Here is an 18,685-nt window from a genome sequence, read left to right on the forward strand (position 1 = left end):
GCGCGGTCAGCGGAGCCCGGACGCGGGCGTGGGCACGGCCCGCGTGACCTGGATCTTCTCCCGGAACAGCAGTTCGTCGACCCGGGGGCCGATCTCCTGCTGCCACCGCTCGCTCTGGTAGACGGCCTCGTAGAGCCGCACCCGCTCCGCCTCGTCGGCGAAGCGCCGCATCCACACATAGCCGTCGGGGTCCTCCTCGTCGACGAACGAGGCGATGACGTCCATCCCCCGCGACGTCTGGAAGGGGATCACCACCTCCTCCATGAAGGTGACCCACTCCTTCCGGCGGCCGGGCCTGGTCTGGTAGCGGCGGATCTCGTAGAACATGCGCGTCTCCTCGGGCTGGTGTGGCGGGTGGTGCGAAGTAGCCTCGGGCGTCGGCCGTCGGCCGGGGACGGTCAGACGCCGGTGCGGAGCACCAGTTTGCCGCGGGTGTGGCCGTCCTCCCCCTGGCGGTGGGCGCGGGCGGCCTCCTCCAGCGGGAAGACGTCCTCGACCTCGACCTCCACCGCGCCCTGGTCGATCAGCCCGGCGATGGTGGTGAGGGCGGCGCCGTCCGGCTCGACGAGGAAGGGGCTGGTGCGCACGGCGCGGGCGTCCGCGGCCTCTTTCAGCTCGGGGCTGACGCCACCCGGGACGGCGACCAGCAGTCCCCCCTTCTTGAGCACCTCCAGGGAACGGGTGCTGGTGGCGTCGTGCCCCTCTCCCAGCAGGTCGATCACCACATCGACGCCCTCGACCGCGTCCTCGAAGCGCTGCTCGGTGTAGTCGATCAGCTCCGCCGCCCCGAGCCGACCGAGCCACTCGTGGCGGCTCGCCCGGGCGGTCCCCACGACCGTCGCCCCCAGATGCCGTGCGAACTGGACGGCGAAGTGGCCGACGCCACCGGCGGCGGCGTGCACCAGAACCCGCTGGCCGGCCGCCACCTCGGCGGTGTCCACCAGGATCTGCCAGGCCGTCAGCGCCGCGAGCGGCACGGCGGCCGCGGCCTCATGGCTCAACGTGGCGGGCTTACGGGCGAATTGGCGGGAGGGGGCCGTCACGAACTCCGCGTAGCCGCCCGCCTGACGGGGGAACCACGGCATCCCGTACACCTCGTCGCCGGGGGCCAGCGTGGTCACCCCGAATCCCACTTCCTCGACCACACCGGAGACGTCCCAGCCCAGGGTGAACGGCGGCTCGCCCAGCACACCCGCCATACCGCCGCCCTGACGGGTCTTCCAGTCGACCGGGTTGACGCCGGCGGCGCGCACCCGCACCAGCACCTCGGTGGGCAGCGGTTCCGGGCGCGCGACCTCCGCGACGCGCAGCACCTCCGGGCCGCCGGGCGCGTCCTGTACCACCGCACGCATCATGGACCTGGGCACGTGTGCCTCCTGAGCTCATCGGTATCTCTCACGCCCGCTCTCCGGGCGCGCTCGCACGCTAACCTCGGGGACCTGGTTACCCACAAGGGACACTGCTACCTTTTAGGTAGTACGAGCACCCCGGAAGGTTCCTCCATGAGTACGCGATGCCACACAGGCCAGCACGCCCATCATGATGTGTACGAGGCCCAGTGCCCGTGCCGCGCCATGCTGGATCTGCTGGCGAACAAATGGTCCGCGCTGGCCATCGGCGCCCTGGAGGACGGCCCCCTCCGATTCGGCGCGTTGCAGCGCCGTCTTCAGGGGGTCAGCCCCAAGGTGCTCACCCAGACACTGCGGCGTCTCGAGGACGCCGGGCTGGTGGAGCGGACGGTCTACCCCGCCGTTCCGCTCCATGTGGAGTACGAGCTCTCCTCCCTGGGCCACAGCGCGTCCGTTCCGCTCAGGAATCTGCGTCTGTGGGTGGAGGACAATCTGGATCTCACCACCACGGCCGCGAAGCCGATGTGACGGCGCCGGTTCCCCTGCCGGTCGCCGCCCGGCCCCCCCCCCTCGGCGACCTCCTCGCGGAACGAGAGGACGCCCCGGTCCGGGCCCTGTCAGGCGGTGGGGGCGGTGCGGATGGCGGCGATGTCGAACTGGAGGCGCACCTTCTCACTCACCAGGGCGCCGCCCTCGGCCAGCCTGGCGTTGTAGGTCAGCCCCCATTCGGAGCGGTTGATGGTGGTCGTGCCGTCGAAGCCCGCCCGCTGGTAGCCGAAGGGGTCCGTGACATGGCCGATGTAGGTGAGCTCCAGGACGACGGGGCGGGTGGCATCCCTGATCGTGAGCTCCCCGGCCATGCGGTAGACGTCCGGGCCCGCGACCTCCACGGCGGTGCTGATGAACCGGATGTGCGGGAAGGTCCTGGCGTCCAGGAAGTCCCGGCCCATCAGGTGGTCGTCGCGCTGCTCGACACCGGTCTGGACACTGGCGGTGGACAGCAGGACCTCGGCCCGGGAACGGCGCGGGTCGCGGCCGTCGAAGTAGAGTCGGCTCTCGAACTCAGTGAAGGCGCCACGCACCGTGCTCACCATGGCGTGCCGGACGGAGAAACCGATCCGGCTGTGCGCCGGGTCGACGATCCACTCTCCGGTGAGAGCCGCGAGGCCGGGATCCGGCAGAGCGACGGCGCCGGACGTCGCCCGCGTAGTGGGGGCCGCCGGTGCGGCGCTGGTGATCGCGCGGCGGGCGGTACTGCGGCTGAACAGGTTCATGCCACCCGTTGTTATTTCAACTTACGGGATGACGCAACCCTTGATCAAGAGCAGATACTCAAGGATCTTGAGTAAGTGTCTGCGATGTTCCCCCCGAGGAGAAGTCCCCGTTGACGACCGACAGTTACTACGAGCCGATCGACGAGCACCGCTACAAGCCCACCTCCCATGTCAGTGGCGCCTGGAGCACCGACGAACAGCATTTCAGCCCGCTCGGCGGTCTCATCGTCCACGCCATCGACCGCCACCTCGCCACCCGTCCGCACACCGGGCTGCTGCTCAGCCGGATCAGCTTCGACATCCTCGGGCGCCTCGCCCTCGACGAGTGCGAGATCCGGGTGGAGACCATCCGCCCCGGCCGCACCATCGAACTCCTCGAGGCCGTGGTGCTCATCGCCGACCGTCCCGTGGTCCGGGCGCGTGCCTGGCTCCTCGCCACCGTGGACACCGCGTCCGTGGCCGGTGGCGCCGGGGACCGGCTCACCCCTCCCGAGAAGCTCGACCCCTGGGCGATGTCCTCGCTGTGGCCCGGCGGGTACATCGCCTCCCTGGACTCCCGTCCGCTCGCACCGCGCGAGCCGGGCCGCGCGACCCTCTGGGTCTCCACCCCGCTCGACCTCGTGGCCGGGCAGACCAGCACCCCGCTGGCCTCGTACATCGCCCTGGTGGACACCGCCAACGGCATCGCCGTACGGCAGTCGCCCACGGTCTGGATGTTCCCCAACGTCGACCTGACCATCCACCTCCACCGGCAGCCCGAGGGCCGCTGGACCGGACTGGACACCACGGTCACCTTCGGCAGTACCGGACAGGGCATCACCAGCACCGTGCTGCACGATCTGCGCGGTCCGGTCGGCCACGCCCAGCAGATCCTCACCGTCCGCCCGCTGCCCGGCACCTGACCGCGGACGGGACGGGCCGCCACCGGCGAGGTGGCGGCTCCCCCTGTACGATGAGCCGGCAAGCAACGAACCACTCTGCCTGACGCAGAGCTGGCGCGACCGCTCGGCGGCCGCGGTCCTTCAAGCCCCTCATCGGCGCGGACCCGGTATCTACCCCGGTCCAGCGCGAGAGGACAGCTCTCGGCGCACTCCGCCATGCCGGCCCGGGTGCGCTACCAGGCGGCGGAAAGGCGTCGGCCGTGGCATCCGCGGTCCCCAGCGACACCCCTCCCCCCGTACAGCGCGTCGGCTACCGGCAACTGCTGCGCACCCCGGGGGCGTGGACCTTCCTGCTGCCCGGGTTCGCCGCCCGGCAGCCGTTCGCGATGCTGACCATCAGCATCGTGCTCCTGCTGCGCCACACCACCGGGTCGTACGGTGTGGCCGGTGCGGTCGCGGCCGTCACCGGCGTCTCCATGGCGCTGTTCGCGCCCCAGAGCGGCAAACTGGCCGACCGCCACGGGCAGCGCGCGGTCCTGGTGCCGGGCGTGCTGCTCCACGCGGCGGCCGCGGCCCTGCTGACGGCGCTCGCGCTGGCCCACGCGCCGCTGTGGGCGCTGATCGCCGCCGCGGTGCCCACGGGCGCCTCCGTCCCTCAGGTCGGGCCCATGGTGCGGGCCCGCTGGGCGGCCGTACTCGGGGACGGCGCGCCGGGCGGATCCGGTCCGCGTCCGGGACGCCATCCGCTGCTGGCGACCGCGGCCGCGTTCGAGTCCGTGACGGACGAGCTCACGTTCGTCATCGGCCCCGTCCTCGCCACCGCCTTGAGCACCGCCGTGCACCCGGCCTCCGGCCTGATCGCCGAGGCCGCGCTGACGCTGGTGGGCGGGCTGCTCTTCGCGGCCAGGCGCCGTACCGCGCCACCGCCGGGCCCGGCGGTGGCGGACACGCGGGAGCCGCACGCCTCGGCCCTGTCCGCGCCGGGCGTACGGGTCCTGGCCGTGGCCTTCCTGGGCATCGGCTCGGTCTTCGGCGGTATGCAGGTCGCCCTGACCGCCTTCACCCAGGAGCAGGGTCAACCGGGCCTGAACGGTGTGCTGTACGGCGTGTTCGCGGCGGGCAACATGCTCGCGGGCGTGGCCTGCGGCGCCATCGCCTGGCGCACCTCCCCCCGACGGCGGCTGCTGACCGCCTACGCCGCGCTGACGCTGATCTGCTCGACGCTGTGGGCGGTGTCCGCGCCACTGCCACTGGGCGGGCTGGGGCTGCTGGCGGGCCTGTGCGTCGCACCGGCTCTGATCACCGGGTACACCCTGGTGGACGCGCTGGTCCCGGCCGCCTCCCGCACGGAGGCGTTCACCTGGCTGACCGGTTCGGTCGCGCTGGGGCAGGCCGCCGCGGTGACCGCGGGCGGACAGGTGGCGGACGGCTTCGGCGCGAGCGCCGCCTTCACGGTGCCGCTCGTGGGCACGGCCCTGGCCCTGCTGACGGTGGTGTCCCTGCGCGCCCACATCGCACCGCGCGGCACCACCACGGCGATACGCCAGGACCAGCGCACCGCCGCCGCACACTCCGCGTCTCAGTCGGTGAGGAACGACGACACGATCGCCCCGGCCTCCGGGCGGCACTCCTCGAAGTAGCCGTGCCGGGCGCCCTCGAAAACGTGCGTCCGCGCCCGGGGGACGCGGGAGGCGAGCAGCGGTGCGTTGGCCGCCGGGGTGAGCCGGTCGTCCGCTCCGTGCAGGATCAGCGTGGGCGCGGCGATCAGCGGGAGGACGTCCCAGGCGTCGTGTTCGTTGCTGGCCACCAGATGGCGCCGCCGGGCGTGCGGGGGCATACCGGGGTCGCCGAGGGTCGTATAGGGCCCGGGGTGCCCGGACCGCCAGGCCGGGGTGTACATGAGGTCGATCAGCGCCTCCCTCGCCGCCCGCGCGTCGGTCTGGGCCAGGGAGCGCCGCACCGCCATGTCGCGCTCCGTCGCCCGTGGCCCGCCGGGTGAGGTGCAGCCGAGGACGAGCCGCCGGATCCGGTCCGGGTGGCGGGCCGCGACCCACTGGGCGACCCGCCCGCCCATGGAGGTCCCGTACAGATCGGCGGACTCGATGCCCAGCTCGTCGAGGACGGCGATCACGTCGTCGGCGAAGTCCCGTGTCGCGTAGGGGTGGTCGGGCTTCCCGCTCTCCCCCGTGCCGCGCCAGTCCATGGTGAGGGTGGAGTGCGTGGCGTGGAAGTCCGCCCGTATGCCGTCCCACCAGTGGTGGTTGTTGGCCTGGCCGGCCAGGAGCACCAGCGGTGCCCCGGTGCCCTGGCGCTGGTAGGCGAGGAGGGTGCCGTCCAGCGCACGGGCGTGGCCGCTGACCTGCTGGGGGACGTCGGTGCGTGCCATGGGCGTCTCTCGTCTCTCGGGTTTTCAGATGTGGTCGGTGTGCGCGGTCCGCGACGTCCCCCGCCACGCGCTCAGCCGCGGGCGATGACCTTGCCCGGGTTGAGGATGCCGTGCGGGTCGAGGGCCGTCTTGACCGCGCGGTGCATGTCCAGAACGGCCGGGGCGAGCTCCCGCTCCAGACCGTCCCGCTTCAGCAGGCCCACACCGTGTTCACCGGTGACCGTGCCACCGAGGTCGATGGCGTCCGCGATGATCTCGTGGAACGCGGCCTGGGCCCGCTCCCGGGCCGCCGTGTCGCCGGGCTGGGTGATGAGCAGCGGATGGAGGTTGCCGTCACCGGCGTGGGCGATGTTGGCGATGAGCGTGTCATGGCGGGTGGCGGCCCGCTCGATGCGCGCCAGCATCTCCGGTACGGCCGCCTTGGGCACGCACACGTCCTCGGTGAGCACCGGGCCCAGCCGCTCCAGCGCCGGGTAGGCCAGCCGCCTGGCCGCGAACAGCGCGTCGGCCTCCTCCTGGTCCGTGGACTGCGCGGCCCAGGTCGCCCCCGCCTCCTCGAAACAGGCGAGCATCCGCTCGGCCTCCTGCGCGCCCGCCGGGCCCGGGGCGTCCGTACGCCCGAGGAGCACCACGTCCGCGTCGACGGACAGGCCCATGTTCTTCCACTTGTCGACGGCCGCCAGGCAGTGCCGGTCGATGAGCTCCAGCGCGGACGGGGTGAGCCCCGCGGCCCCGATCGCGGCGACCGCGCCTCCCGCCGCCACGACGGAGGAGAAGTATCCGGCGACCGTGCGCTCCGCCTCGCGCCGCGGCCGCAGCCGCACCGTGACCTCGGTGATCACTCCCAGGGTGCCCTCGGAGCCGACCATCAGCCCCGCCAGGTCGTACCCGGCGACGCCCTTGGCGGTCCTGCGGCCGAGCCGCACCAGCTCACCGGTGCCGGTCACCACCTCCAGGCCGAGCACATAGTCGCGGGTGACGCCGTACTTCACACAGCACAGCCCGCCCGCGTTGGTCGCCACATTGCCGCCGATGGTGGACCAGGGCGCGCTCGCCGGGTCCGGCGGGTACCACAGCCCCCGCTCGGCGCAGGCGGCCCGCAGATGGTCGTTGACCACCCCGGGTCCGACGACCGCGAGGCGCTCCACGGGGTCGATCTCGTGGATGGTGTCCATGGCCTCGGTGGAGAGCACCACACAGCCCTCGACGGCGTTGGCACCGCCGGAGAGACCGGTGCCGGCGCCCCGGGTGACCAGCGGAACGCCGTGCCGTACGCAGGCCCGCACCACCGAGCGCACCTCCGGCGCCGTACGTGGCCGCACCACCACACGGGGTGTGCCGTACGGCGCCCACTCCGCCTCGTCGTGGACGAACCCGGCGGCGACACCGGGGTCCTCGACCATCCGGCCGTCCGGCAGCTCCTGCCGCAGTTCGTCGATCAACACGCCGGTCCCCTGTCTTCTCGTCGAGCACGGTGTTTCCCGCTCGCACGGTACCGACCGCCATCGGAAAGCGTGATCACCACCCCCTGCGACCGGGGCCGCGGAGGGTCGGCGGCGGGCCGGCACTTGCGCGAGAACCATCGTTCTCCTAGTGTCGTATCCGAGAGGGAGAATACTCGTTCTCCCCTCCCCCTCCACGACTCGAGGAGTCGACATGACCGACGCCGCACGCCCTCCGTTCCCCCCGTTCACCCGCGAGACCGCCATCGAGAAGGTCCGGCTGGCGGAGGACGGCTGGAACTCCCGTGACCCGGAGAAGGTCGCCCTGGCCTACACCGTCGACTCGCGCTGGCGGAACCGCGCGGAGTTCGCCACCGGGCGCGAGGAGATCGTCGCCTTCCTCACCCGCAAGTGGGCGAGGGAGCTGGACTACCGGCTCATCAAGGAGCTGTGGGCCTTCGACGGCAACCGCATCGCCGTACGCTTCGCCTACGAGTCCCACGACGACTCCGGCAACTGGTTCCGCTCCTACGGCAACGAGAACTGGGAGTTCGACGACAACGGTCTGATGCGCCTGCGCTACGCCTGCATCAACGACCTCCCCATCGAGGAGTCGGAGCGCCTGTACCACTGGCCGCTCGGGCGCCGCCCCGACGACCACCCCGGGCTGAGCGACCTCGGCCTCTGAGACCTCGGCCACCGACCGGCCGGACACCAGGAGAGCGATGACATGATCAGTCCCGAGACCGCGGAGCTCCGGATCCTCGACGCGGCCGAGACCCTGTTCTACGGACGGGGCATCCAGGCGGTGGGCATGGACGAGATCCGCTCCGCGTCAGGCGTCTCCCTCAAGCGCCTCTACCAGCTCTTCCCCTCCAAGGGGGAGCTCATACAGGCGTATCTGCGGCGGCGCGACGTCCGCTGGCGCCAGAAGCTGGCCGCGTACGCCGACTCCCAGGCCACCCCCGAGGAGAGCGTCCTGGCGGTCTTCGACTGGCTCCACGAGTGGTTCGGCGAGCCGGACTTCCGCGGCTGCGCCTTCAGCAACTCCTTCGGGGAACTCGGCGCCACCTCCTCGGCCGTCGCCGAGACGGCCCGGGCGCACAAGGAGGCGTTCTTCCGCTACCTCGCCGAGTTGACGGCGGCCGCGGGCAAACCGGCCTGGCTGGGCGACCACTTGGCGCTGCTGGCCGAAGGCGCCATCACCACCGCGGCGATCACCGGCAGCGCGGAACCCGCGCATCAGGCGAAAGCGGCCGCCCGCGTCCTGCTGGCGGCGGCGTAGCGGGTCCCAGCAAGGGCGTCGCCGTCACGATCAAGGGCATAGCCGTTACCATCCAGTCTCATGCGGGGGTGGTGGGAGCGGGGCCGGGCGCTGGGAGCAGCCCATCCCCAGGCCGTGGACATCGGGATCGCGCTCCTGGTCCAGGCGGCCATGACGATGCCGTTCGTGGTGCCGCGGCCACCCGATCAGGAGCCGGCGACCTGGCCCGCCTACGGGCTGACCACGCTCACCGTCGTCCCCCTGATCTGGCGCCGGCGCGCTCCCCTCGCCGTGCTGACCGCGATCATCGCGACCAGCGTGCTGTACAAGCTGGCGGTGGAGGGGCCCGGGCAGCCGCTGCCGTACACCGGGCTCGTCATCATCTACACGATCGCCGCCGTTTCACCGCCGTGGAAGCGGCTGGTCGCCGGGGGGCTGCTGACGGTCGCCGTGCCGCTGTCGGTGTGGCTGAACACCCGGACGGCGCGTGAGCTGACCTTCTCCCTCTTCGTGTTCGCGGCGGCCTATGTCTTCGGACGGCTGACCGACGCCCGGCAGCGGGAGCACCGGATCGAGGCGGAGCGGGCCGCCGCGCGCGAACGGGCCCGGATCGCACGGGAGATGCACGACATCCTCTCCCATGCGGTCAGCCTGATGATCGTGCAGGCGGAGGCCGGTCCGGTGGCGGTGCGGACGGCCCCGGAGCGGGCCGAGGCCGCCTTCGACGCCATCTCCGCCACGGGCCGGGACGCCATGGCCCAGCTGCGCCGGATGCTGGGTGTGCTGCGCGAGGGCGATGAGCCGGGCCGCGCCCCGCGTGAGCCGCAGCCGGGGCCGGCCGGTCTGCCCGAGCTGCTCGACCGGATACGGGCGAGTGGCCTCGAGGTGGCGTACGAGTCGACGGGGGCCGTGCGGCCGCTGCCGGAGGCCACCGGGGCGAGCGTCTTCCGGATCGTCCAGGAGGCCCTGACCAACGTGGTCAAGCACGCGGCGGCGCGCGGTGTCTCCGTCCAACTCACCTATGACGAAGGCGCGGTGGACATCCGGGTGCTGGACGACGGACGCGGCCCGCGGCCAGGGTCCGGTGGCGGCCACGGTCTGATCGGGGTCCGCGAGCGGGCGGCGGCGCACGGCGGTACGGCGGTCACCGGGCCGGGCCCGGACGGCCGGGGCTTCGAGGTACGGGTCCATCTCCCCGTACCCTCCGCGGCGGAGGTGGCGCGTTGACGATCCGCGTGGTGGTGGCCGACGACCAGGAGCTGGTGCGCAGCGGCTTCGCCATGATCCTCGACGCCCAGCCGGACATCGAGGTGGCCGCGGAGGCGGGCGACGGGGCCGAGGCCGTCGAGGCGGTGCGGCGGCACACGCCCGATGTGGCCCTGCTGGACATCCGGATGCCACGGGTGGACGGTATCGAGGCATGCCGCGAGATCGCCGCGTCCGGCGCCTGCCGGACGGTGATGCTGACGACCTTCGACTCCGACGAGTATGTCTACGAGGCGCTGCACGCGGGCGCGAGCGGCTTCCTGCTCAAGGATGTGCGCAGGGACGATCTGGTGCACGCGGTACGGGTGGTGGCGCGGGGCGACTCGCTGCTCGCGCCGTCGGTGGCCCGGCGTCTGGTGGAGCAGTACACCCGGGCCACCGCCCGGCCACGGCGGCCCGACCCCCGGCTGGACGCGCTGACCGGGCGGGAGCGGGAGACGCTGCTGCTGCTCGCGCGGGGGCTGTCGAACGCCGAGATCGCCGCGGAGCTGGTGGTCAGCGATCACACGGTCAAGACCCATGTGGGCAATGTGCTCGCCAAGCTGGGACTGCGGGACCGGATCCAGGCGGTGATCTGCGCCTACGAAACGGGCCTGATCACGGCCGGGGATCCCCCGCCCGGGGGAGCGTCCCGGCCCGGCTCCTCCCCCGCGTCGGCGAGGAACTGACCCCCGGAACACCGCTCGTGCGGGCGATCCGCGCGAGACCGCCGGTCACCAGGATGGAGTCACCGAGAACGACGGCTCATTCCACCGGAGTTGACCATGAAAAGCACCAGACACACCCTGCTGGCCACGGCGCTCGTCCTGGGCGTCGTGGCGGGCCCGGCGGTGCCGCCGGCCCTGGCGGCCGCCTCGTCACGCGCGGCCACCTCGTCGCCCACGGCCTCCGAGCGGACCGGGATTCCCGAGCTGGAGGCCGCCATCGCGGATCTGCCGACGAGCGATGCCACGGCCGCGCTGGTACGCCTCGGGGGCACCGAGGGGATCTGGAGAGGCAGTTCGGGCGTGCACGACCTGACCACCAACCGGCCGGCCGATCCGGCGGGCCGCTTCCGCGCCGGTTCGGTGACCAAGGTCTTCACGGCCGCGGTCGCCCTCCAACTGGCCGCCGAGGGCAAACTCGGCCTGGACCGCACCGCTCGCTCGTACCTGCCGGAGCTGATTCCGGCGTCGTACGGGAAGGTCACCGTGCGGCAGTTGCTCAATCACACGCACGGCATCCCGGCCGCCGATCTGCCCGGGGACACGGTCGAGGAGGCGTACGCCGACCGCTTCCGGATCCACGACCCCGAGGAGATGGTCCGCTCGGCGACCGCGAAGAAGCCCGAGTTCGCGCCCGGCGAGAAGCAGCACTATCTGAACATCGGCTACACCGTCGCCGCTCTGGTCATCGAGCGGATCACCGGCGACACATACGAACACCAGGTGACCCGCCGGATCCTGAAGCCCCTGGGGCTGCGCGACACCTACCTCCCGGGGACGGATCCGCATATCGCCGGGGAGCACAACCACGGCTACCAGACCATGCGGCTGGACGACGGCACGACCGGGCTGCGCGATGTGTCGGTGTGGGGGCCGACGGACGCCTGGGCGGCCGGGGACCTCATCTCGACCACGGCGGACCTGGAGCGGTTCATCAAGGCCCTGTTCCGGGGGCGGGTGGTGCGCGGCCCGCTGCTGCGGGAGATGTTCACGCTGCCGAAGGTGGCGGACTCCACCACCGGCGAGCCGGCCGCGTACTCGGTCGGCCTCTCGATGAAGAAGCTGGGCGGCCGTGAGGTGTGGGGGAAGTCGGGCGGCCGCTGGGGCTACAACACCGGCATCGTCTCCACCCGCGACGGCTCGCGCACCCTCGTCTACAGCGTCAACTCCACCAACGCCAAGGGCCAGGAGATGAACACGGTGGTGCGGGACATCATGGTGGCGGCCTACGGCGCCCCCTGAGCCGCACCTCACGGCGGCGCGTCGCGGAAGGGCCGCGACGCGCCTCAGTCCGCCTTGAGGGCCGTGAGGACGTTCAGCCGCGCCGCCCGGCGGGCGGGCCAGAGTCCGGCGACCACTCCGACGAGCGCGGCGCCCGCGAGGGCCACGCCGATACGGCCCCAGGGGACGACCATCTCGTACTCCCGGATGGAGTCGGTGACGAACCGGCCTGCGGCCCACCCGAGGAAGACGCCCGCACCGATGCCCAGAAGGGCCCCGAAGAGGGAGATGAGCAGGGACTCCAGGCGGATCATGAGCTTCGCCTGCTCGGGCTGGAGCCCCACCGCGCGCAGCATCCCGATCTCACGGGTGCGCTCGTGCACGGACATCGCGAGGGTGTTGACGACCCCCAGGACGGCGATCACCACGGCCATGGCCAGCAGCGCATAGAGGACGTTGAGGAGCAGTGTGATGGCCTCGCCGCCGGCCGCCTCGGCCAGGTCGTCGACGTTCCGCACCTGGACAAGGGGGTTGCGGTCGAGGGTGCGCTCGAGGGACCGCCGTACGTCGTCGCCGTCACCGGCCTTGGTGCGCACCAGGACCGAGGTGTCCTCGATCTCCTTCAGATGGGGCTGGAGCGTGGCCAGCGGCATCATGGTGGAGGGGAGGAATTCGTCGTCATGGTAGATGCCGCCGATCCGCAGGGTGTCCCGGTCACCGTTCTCGTAGACCACCGGAATCCGCTGTCCCGCGGACCAGCCCTCGAGGTCGGCCGTCCGGGTGTCGATCAGCAGGTTCTTGCCCCCGCCCGCGCTCAGGTCGGCCAACGATCCCGATACGAAGCTCGGGTCGAGGAGGCCGCCGATGGTCCGGGGATCCACACCGGTCAGGTCGACCTCGGTGTCGCCGGTCCGCACGGTGGTCTCGCGCTCCGGGCTGGAGGAGGTCACGGCCGCGGACTTCTCCAGGGAATCGTGGGCCGACGCCGGCAGGTGGTCGAAGTTCTTGGCCGAGATCTCGAAGTCGGCCCTGACGCTGTTCTCGGCTCCACGGTGCAGCGATGCCGTGGTGGACACCGCGACCACCGTAAGGCCCGTGACGAGGGACAGCCCGATCATCAGGGCCGAGGCTGTGGAGGCGGTGCGCCGGGGATTGCGCCGCGCGTTGCGCGGTGCCAGCGTTCCCGGGACGCCGAAGCGGCGCAGCAGCGGGCCGGCCAGGGAGATGGCCGGGCCGGAGAGCATCGGCGTCATCACGATGATCCCGATGAGCAGCAGGGCGGCCGGGTAGAAGACGGTGGTCCTGCCCTCCTCACCCCTGGACACCGTGTACAGCACGCCGAGCACGCCGATGGCGAGCAGGGCGACGCCGATCGCGTTGCGCCTGCGGAGGCTGCGGGCCGGCGGGGGCGTGTGGATCGCGGACATGGCGGCCACGGGAGGCACGGCGGCGGCGCGGCGGGCCGGCACATAGGCGGCGAGCATGGTGACGACGACGCCCACCAGGAACGAGACCAGTACGGTGCGCGGAGAGACGATCAGCGGCCCGTCCGGGAAGCCGGATCCGGTGGCCCCGAACAACTGCCGGATCCCCACGGCCACGCCGATGCCGAGCACGAAGCCCGCCGCGCCGGCGCACAGCCCCAGCAGGGCGGCCTCGATGAGGACGGAGCGGGTCACCTGGCGGCGGTCGGCGCCGATGGCCCGCATCAGGGCCATCTCCTGCGAACGCTGGGTGACGAGCATGGTGAAGGTGTTGCCGATGACGAAGATGCCGACGAACAGCGCGATGGCGGCGAAGGCGGTCAGCACCTGGCTGAGCCCCGTGGCGCTGTCGGCGGCGTCGGACCGCTCCTGTTCGCGCAGTCGCGTTCCGGTGCTGACGTCGAAGTCCTTGGGCAGCAGCTCGCGCGTTTCGGCGGCGAGCCGTTCCTCGGAAGTGCCGCGGTCGGCCTCGAGGGTGACCCCGCCGTACTGCCCGGGGTCGAGGAACAGCTTCTGTGCGGTGGCGTCGTCGAAGAGTACGAGGGTGGCACCGGAGACGGCGGTGTCGTCGGTGCGGACGAGGCCGACGAGTTTCTTGTGCAGCACCGGTCCGTCAACAGCCAGTCGGACGGTATCGCCGAGCCGGTAACCGCCCTGGTCGGCGGTGCTGGTGTCCATCAGCACCTCGTCGGGCCCGCTGGGGGCCCGTCCGGCGGTCAGGGGGTGGCGGTTGTCCTTGCCATCGGCCTGCGGGAAGTAATTGCCGCCCACGGTCGAGTGTTTCACGCCGATCGGAGCGCCGTCCTTGCCGGCCACGGCGGTGAACCCTTCGATGATGCCGGTGACCGACGCCACGCCGGGTAGCCGTCGCAGACTCCGCAGCGTGTCCTTCCCGACGGTGCCGGGTTCGCCGGTCTTCTGGTCGAAGGGCGGTTCGGCCTGGACCGAGACATGGTTCAGGGAGGTGAGGGATTGCTGCTTGTAGGCGTTGCTGACGGTGTCGGTGAAGACGAGGGTGCCCGCGACGAAGGCGACGCCGAGCAGCACGGCGAGCATGGTCATCAGCAGGCGGGCTTTGTGCGCGAGGAGGTTGCGCAAGGCAGTACGGAACACGGGACGGCCTTCCGAGGATGTCTCGCCGGGGAGGTACTCAGGTACTCGGGGAGCGCGGCGTACCGCGCGGTGTGGTGTACGCGGGCGTCAGGCGTGTGCCGGGGTCAGGCGGCCCATGCGCTCCAGGACGACCTCGGCCGTCGGCGCGTGGAGTTCGTCGACGATGCGGCCGTCCGCGAGGAACACCACGCGGTCCGCGTAGGAGGCGGCGACGGGGTCATGAGTGACCATCACGACGGTCTGGCCCAGCGCGCTCGCGGAGCCGCGCAGGAACTCGAGGATCTCGGCGCCGCTGCGGGAGTCGAGGTTGCCGGTGGGCTCGTCGGCGAAGACGATGTCGGGCCGCCCGGCCAGCGCGCGGGCGACCGCGACGCGCTGCTGCTGGCCGCCGGAGAGCTGGGCGGGCCGGTGGCCGAGCCGGTCGGCCAGGCCGACGGTCTGGATGATGCTCTCCAGCCAGGCCCGCTCCGGTTCGCGGCCCGCGATGTCCATGGGGAGGGTGATGTTCTCCAGAGCGTTCAGGGTGGGCAACAGGTTGAACGCCTGGAAGACGAAGCCGATGCGGTCGCGGCGCAGCCGGGTGAGCTGACGGTTGTTCAGGGAGGCGATCTCCGTGTCACCGACGCGGACCGAGCCGAAGGACGGCGAGTCGAGCCCGGCCATGCAGTGCATCAGGGTGGACTTCCCCGACCCGGACGGACCCATGATCGCGGTGAACCGCCCCTTGCCGAAGCCGACCGTGACCGCGTCGAGGGCCACCACCCGGGTGTCCCCGGTGCCGTACACCTTCGTCAGGTCGGTGGCGTGGGCCGCGTAGGACTCCGGGGCGGAAGGGGGCTGGTGTGCGTGCATGCCGATCCTCGGTGAGCGCTCGGTGGACGGTCCTCGTGGCGGAGGGTGTCGCCGCTGATGGCGACGCCCATGAGCCTTCCGCCCGGCCACCCCCGCGCGGATCCCCCGACCATCCGGAGCCGCATCCCCCGATCGGGGGAGATCGCCGCGGGGCCGCTACTCGCCACGCCCGTGGGGCGGCTGCTCCGCACGCCCCGTGCGAGCCGCGGGCCGCTACTCCGCGCGCCCCGTGCGGAAGGCCCAGGCCGCGATCTCGACCCTGTTGCGCAGGCCCAGCTTCGCCTGGACCGAGCCGAGATGCGTCTTGACCGTGCTGGGCGCGATGTACAGCTCGGCGGCGATCTCCGGGTTGGTCAGTCCGCGGGCGATGCCCTGGATGACCTCCTCCTCGCGTTCGGTCAGCGGCTCGGCCGGTTCATGCGCGGCACGCCGCCGGCTCTTGGTGAAGTGCTGGAGCAGCCGGAGGGTGATCTGCGGGGCGACCATCGCGTCCCCGCGGACGGCCGCCCGCACGGCCTCGGTCAGCAGCGCCGGACCGGCGTCCTTGAGGAGGAACCCGGACGCTCCGTTCGACAGCGCCGTGTACACATACTCATCGAGGTCGAAGGTGGTGACCACGACCACCTTCGGGGCTCCGGGCCGACCGCCGCCGGCCAGTCGGCGGGTGACCTCCAGACCGTCGGGCGGGGGCATCCGGATGTCCACGAGGCACACGTCCGGCTGGGTCTCGCGGGCCAGGGACAGGGCCGAGGCCCCGTCGGCGGCCTCGGCCACCACCTCCATGTCGGGCTCGGCCGACAACACCATGCGGAACCCGGCCCGCACCAGATGCTGATCGTCCGCCACCAGGATGCGTATGGTCATGCCGTCCTGCCCTCCCGTAGCCGCAACCCGGTTCGTACGGCGTGCCGCCCGCGCGTCCGCGCGCCGCGCGCGGCCTCGTCGGGACGCAGCGGTACGGAGGCGCGGACCCGCCAGCCGCCTTCGGCGCGGTGGCCCGCCTCGAAGGCGCCGCCGAGCAGCTCGACCCGCTCCCGCATGCCCATGATGCCGAAGCCGCCGCCGAGCCGGCCGAGGCCGCCGCGGTGTCCGGACGGGGAGCCGTGTCCGTCGTCCTCCACCACCAGTTCGGCATGGCGTGCCGCCACCCGGGCGGACACATCCACCGACCGCACTCCGCGCGCATAGCGCTGGGCGTTGGTCAGGGCCTCCTGAAGGACGCGGCTCAGCCCTCCGGTGACCTCGGCCGGTACGTCCTCCGGCAGATCCCGCCCGAGGTCCAGCCGGACCGGCAGCCCCGTCCCCCGTGCTTCGTCCACGATGCGGGTCAGGACCTCGCCCAGGTTCTCCGGATGCCGCGGGGTCTCGTCACCGCGCATCGAACCCACCAGGCGCCGCATCGAGGTCAGCGCCTCGCCGCCCGCGTTCTCGACGGCCTCGAGCATCTCGTTCAGCGCCTGCGGGTCGGGGGTGCCCCGCCCGGTGACATGGCGCACGGCCTGGAGCTGCACCACGATCGCGGTCACCTGGTGGGCCACGGTGTCATGCAGGTCCCGGGCCAGCGCGAGCCGTTCCTCCTGCCGCACCAGCTGTCCGGTGCGCTCCTGCTGGACGTCGTAGAGCCGCAGCACCAGCCCGCAGACGAAGGCCAGCGCCAGCAACAGCACGGTGTTGTCGGAGAAGTCACCGGGATCGGAGTCCCGCAGGAGCGGGATGGAGAACACGCTGACGCTCATCACCGCCACGGACAGCAGGGCCCACCAGGGCGTGCAGCGGCGCACCGCCACGGCGAGGAGGAACAGCAGGCCCATGAGTTCGGTGCCGCTGGACTCGCTGGTCACCATGTTCACCGGCATCAGGTGGTAGGCCACCGTGGCCGCGAAGGTTCCGGCACAGGCCACCAGCGCGGCCCGCGGGACCCATCGGACATCGCGCACGACGGCCAGCACGGCCATCGCCCCGGCGAGGGCTCCGGAACCGATCGGCACCCAGTCCCCGGCGAACGCCTCCGTGTCGAATTCCGGGTCGAGGACGAGCCGTTCCCGCACGTCCTGGTAGACGGAGAAGAGGAACCACAGCGCCAGCGCGGCGATCACGATCCGCCCCGGCCAACGTCGATAACCGGCGCGCCGGCCGGAGGACACAGCTATTCGCACCCGGGCCACCCTACGCACCCACGGCGGCGATTGCCGCCCGCCTCCCGCACCCGGGCCCTCGCCGTGTCCAGTACGAGGGGTCCGGTGGGGCGCCACGGACGCCGGAGGCCGGGGCCCCTGAGTACGGGGCCCCGGCCGACTGCCGTGTGTGGTGCTCAGCCGTTGGCGGTGTTGTCGTAGATCGTCTGGATCTTGTTGTCGAAGTAGGCGCTGTCGATGTAAGCGGGCGGATCGGTCCGGGTGCTGGTGACGCCGATCTCGGTTCCCAGACCCGTGGTCTCGTTGTAGTCCCGCAGCCAGGGGCCGCCGCTCGCGCCCTCGACCATGGTGCAGCCGTTCTGCACCCGGGAGCCGTCCTGCCATGTGGGGATGTTCTGGCACGCGTAGGGCAGCTCGCCGTCGTAGCCGAAGGCGGCCGGATAGCCCCAGACGGTCACGGTGTTGGAGTACCCGTAGTTGTAGCCGAGCCCCATGCCGCCGACGGTGTTGACCAGCTTGCCGGCGCCGTTGTCCCACACGTTGACCACGCCGATGTCGTAGTTCAGGTCACTGTTGTTGATCCAGCCGTTGAACGTGGTCAGCGTCTTGGCGGACCAGGTTCCGTACGGCCGCGAGCCGTTGTAGTACGCGGGCACGAACACCCAGTTGGTGGCCCAGGTGCCACCGGCGCCACCGTGGACGCAGTGCCCCGCGGTGAACACCATGTTCTTCGTGGGGTTGTTGACCGCCGCGGCGGAGCAGGCGTAGTCGCCGCCGTTGGTCGGATTGTGGAAGAAGACCTTGCCCTGCACGATCGAGGTGGCGATCCGCACCCCGCGGGCCTTCTGCGAGGTGGCCTTCCGCGGTTTCGCGAGCTGAGCGGGTTCGGCCGCCGCGTCGACGGCCGCCTTCCGCGACGCCTTGGCGTCGGCGGGCGTGTCGGCCTCGACGGCTCTGCGCATACGCCGCGGGGTCCAGTATTTCTCGGCGGACTCCGTGGCCGAGCGGGACGCGGCACTGTGCGTGGACACCGCGGTGTCCACGCCGCGTGTGACGGTGGTGTGCGAATCGGCGGACGCGGCCGCCGGAATCGTCAGGGCAAACGCGAAAACCGCTCCGCTCGCCGCTAAAACGACCTTGCGTATCTGCACCAGTCCCCCCAATTTATGATCGGGACGGGGAGCGGATGCCCCCGGTGAAATCCCGGGCGCACCGTATCGCGTGATGAAGTGCGCACGCCAAGGTCCCGCGGGTGGTCAGAACGGTATCCGGCCAGGCATGACGCCCCCGACCCGGTACGGAAATCGCCTCGCG

At 71.8% G+C, this 18,685-nt stretch carries 18 protein-coding genes; 8 read left to right on the forward strand and 10 right to left on the reverse strand.

The annotated features are described in order from the left end of the window. Positions 1-6 precede the first annotated feature (6 nt). Complete coding sequence (locus tag ACJX2R_RS06680) at positions 7-327, reverse strand: NIPSNAP family protein (protein ID WP_413099243.1); 321 nt, start codon at positions 325-327, stop codon at positions 7-9. Between the two features lie 71 nt (positions 328-398). Further along, the gene (locus ACJX2R_RS06685) at positions 399-1,352 is read right to left on the reverse strand and encodes an NADP-dependent oxidoreductase (protein ID WP_413105787.1); all 954 of its coding nucleotides are present in this window, start codon (positions 1,350-1,352) and stop codon (positions 399-401) included. A 150-nt stretch (positions 1,353-1,502) separates the two neighbouring features. Between ACJX2R_RS06685 and ACJX2R_RS06690 the strand changes: the two genes are divergently transcribed. Continuing rightward, positions 1,503-1,877 carry a winged helix-turn-helix transcriptional regulator gene (locus ACJX2R_RS06690; protein WP_044579634.1) on the forward strand — a complete coding sequence of 125 codons (375 nt, stop codon included), beginning with the start codon at positions 1,503-1,505 and terminating at the stop codon, positions 1,875-1,877. A gap of 89 nt (positions 1,878-1,966) precedes the next feature. Here the strand turns inward: ACJX2R_RS06690 and ACJX2R_RS06695 are convergent, their stop codons facing one another. After that, positions 1,967-2,623, reverse strand: coding sequence for a YceI family protein (locus ACJX2R_RS06695; protein WP_262700195.1), 657 nt, complete (start codon positions 2,621-2,623; stop codon positions 1,967-1,969). A gap of 110 nt (positions 2,624-2,733) precedes the next feature. Between ACJX2R_RS06695 and ACJX2R_RS06700 the strand changes: the two genes are divergently transcribed. Next, a complete protein-coding gene (locus tag ACJX2R_RS06700; RefSeq protein ID WP_262700196.1) occupies positions 2,734-3,525 on the forward strand; it encodes a thioesterase family protein in 792 nt (263 codons plus the stop codon). Between the two features lie 239 nt (positions 3,526-3,764). Beyond that, entirely contained in the window at positions 3,765-5,144 is a 1,380-nt protein-coding gene (locus ACJX2R_RS06705; RefSeq protein ID WP_413099244.1) for an MFS transporter, read from the forward strand. Here ACJX2R_RS06705 and ACJX2R_RS06710 read toward each other — a convergent pair. Both ACJX2R_RS06710 and ACJX2R_RS06715 read right to left on the reverse strand, forming a co-directional pair. Continuing rightward, positions 5,084-5,890: an alpha/beta fold hydrolase gene (locus ACJX2R_RS06710; protein WP_413099245.1), complete on the reverse strand. Its 807-nt coding sequence runs from the start codon at positions 5,888-5,890 to the stop codon at positions 5,084-5,086. The two genes, ACJX2R_RS06705 and ACJX2R_RS06710, sit on opposite strands and share 61 nt — an antisense overlap. A 71-nt stretch (positions 5,891-5,961) precedes the next feature. Next, positions 5,962-7,293, reverse strand: coding sequence for an FAD-binding oxidoreductase (locus ACJX2R_RS06715; RefSeq protein WP_413105788.1), 1,332 nt, complete (start codon positions 7,291-7,293; stop codon positions 5,962-5,964). Between the two features lie 253 nt (positions 7,294-7,546). Here ACJX2R_RS06715 and ACJX2R_RS06720 point away from each other — a divergent pair, with 253 nt between their 5' ends. The 5 genes from ACJX2R_RS06720 to ACJX2R_RS06740 all read left to right on the forward strand — a co-directional run bounded on the left by ACJX2R_RS06720 (position 7,547) and on the right by ACJX2R_RS06740 (position 11,808). After that, positions 7,547-8,020, forward strand: coding sequence for a nuclear transport factor 2 family protein (locus tag ACJX2R_RS06720; RefSeq protein WP_262700199.1), 474 nt, complete (start codon positions 7,547-7,549; stop codon positions 8,018-8,020). 42 nt (positions 8,021-8,062) lie between these two features. Continuing rightward, a complete protein-coding gene (locus ACJX2R_RS06725; protein ID WP_413099246.1) occupies positions 8,063-8,617 on the forward strand; it encodes a TetR/AcrR family transcriptional regulator in 555 nt (184 codons plus the stop codon). 60 nt (positions 8,618-8,677) lie between these two features. Then, positions 8,678-9,823 (forward strand): sensor histidine kinase, encoded by a 1,146-nt coding sequence (locus tag ACJX2R_RS06730; protein ID WP_413099247.1) that lies wholly within the window; start codon positions 8,678-8,680, stop codon positions 9,821-9,823. After that, the gene (locus ACJX2R_RS06735) at positions 9,820-10,530 is read left to right on the forward strand and encodes a response regulator (protein WP_413099248.1); all 711 of its coding nucleotides are present in this window, start codon (positions 9,820-9,822) and stop codon (positions 10,528-10,530) included. The genes ACJX2R_RS06730 and ACJX2R_RS06735 overlap by 4 nt, the downstream gene beginning before the upstream one ends. A 96-nt stretch (positions 10,531-10,626) precedes the next feature. Continuing rightward, the gene (locus tag ACJX2R_RS06740; protein WP_413099249.1) at positions 10,627-11,808 is read left to right on the forward strand and encodes a serine hydrolase domain-containing protein; all 1,182 of its coding nucleotides are present in this window, start codon (positions 10,627-10,629) and stop codon (positions 11,806-11,808) included. A 44-nt stretch (positions 11,809-11,852) separates the two neighbouring features. Here ACJX2R_RS06740 and ACJX2R_RS06745 read toward each other — a convergent pair whose 3' ends face one another. The 5 genes from ACJX2R_RS06745 to ACJX2R_RS06765 form a co-directional block, all read right to left on the reverse strand. Beyond that, positions 11,853-14,384 (reverse strand): ABC transporter permease, encoded by a 2,532-nt coding sequence (locus ACJX2R_RS06745; RefSeq protein WP_413099250.1) that lies wholly within the window; start codon positions 14,382-14,384, stop codon positions 11,853-11,855. An 87-nt stretch (positions 14,385-14,471) separates the two neighbouring features. Further along, positions 14,472-15,236 carry an ABC transporter ATP-binding protein gene (locus tag ACJX2R_RS06750; protein ID WP_413099251.1) on the reverse strand — a complete coding sequence of 255 codons (765 nt, stop codon included), beginning with the start codon at positions 15,234-15,236 and terminating at the stop codon, positions 14,472-14,474. A gap of 213 nt (positions 15,237-15,449) precedes the next feature. After that, on the reverse strand, positions 15,450-16,100 hold the full coding sequence (locus tag ACJX2R_RS06755; protein WP_413099252.1) for a response regulator: 651 nt from the start codon (positions 16,098-16,100) through the stop codon (positions 15,450-15,452). Further along, a complete protein-coding gene (locus ACJX2R_RS06760; RefSeq protein WP_413099253.1) occupies positions 16,097-17,392 on the reverse strand; it encodes a sensor histidine kinase in 1,296 nt (431 codons plus the stop codon). Before ACJX2R_RS06760 ends, ACJX2R_RS06755 begins: the two co-directional genes overlap by 4 nt. Positions 17,393-17,547: 155 nt before the next feature. Then, positions 17,548-18,522: a trypsin-like serine protease gene (locus ACJX2R_RS06765; protein WP_413099254.1), complete on the reverse strand. Its 975-nt coding sequence runs from the start codon at positions 18,520-18,522 to the stop codon at positions 17,548-17,550. Positions 18,523-18,685: the final 163 nt, after the last annotated feature.

Source organism: Streptomyces sp. Inha503, assembly GCF_047215865.1.
In the GTDB taxonomy this organism is placed as follows: Bacteria; Actinomycetota; Actinomycetes; order Streptomycetales; family Streptomycetaceae; genus Streptomyces; species Streptomyces lycopersici.